This is a genomic window from Frankia sp. CeCAU1, from assembly GCF_977971845.1.
This window is the reverse complement of record NZ_CDWWXA010000154.1, coordinates 746-1,364: the sequence shown is the minus strand read 5'-3', so window position 1 is coordinate 1,364 and position 619 is coordinate 746. Positions and strand designations below refer to the sequence as shown.

The following is a 619-nucleotide window of genomic DNA, read 5'->3' as shown; positions in this document are numbered from 1 at the left end:
CCCGGCCCGTCTGCCCTCCCCTCAGAAGGGACACACCCATCATGACCGCACCCCGCGCCCATGCGCGCACCGTCTCCACCATCCCGCCGGCAGCGCCTGGCGCCCTGGACGTTCTGATCGTCGACGCGGTGCGCGCCGCCCGCCCGCTCAGCATCAACCACCGGCAGATCATCGACGCCCGCCACCAGCCCGACGGCGACGAGGGCACGACGTGCCAGGCCTGCGGGTTCCGCTACCGCCGACGTGGCAGCAGCGCCTGCCCGTCGCGGGTCTTCCTCGACCGGGGCCTGACCGCTGCCGTCGCCGCCATTTCACCCACCACAACCCGGCCCTGCCGGGACTGCGCCCGGCCGGTGAATGTCCCCGCCGGCACCCACCCGGGTGACCGGCCCGTCTGCGACTGCTGCGAGAACCAGGGCGCCCTGTTCGGTGGGGAGGCGGCGTGAGCCTGAAAGGCGCGCGCCGCCCGACAGCACAGATGGACCTGTACGACACCGGCAGGCCGGATCCGGCCGCGGAACGGTCCCGGGCCACCATGTGGGACGTCGTCCGGTTCGTCGAAGCCGGCATCCTACGCGGCCGGCCCTACCGGGCGGTCGTGGTCGAGAACGTCATCGAC

General features: G+C 73.3%; 1 protein-coding gene. It reads left to right on the top strand.

The features are described 5' to 3' along the window. Positions 1-41 precede the first annotated feature (41 nt). On the top strand, positions 42-446 hold the full coding sequence (locus tag AC08OO_RS20195; protein WP_476618908.1) for a hypothetical protein: 405 nt from the start codon (positions 42-44) through the stop codon (positions 444-446). Positions 447-619 lie beyond the last annotated feature (173 nt).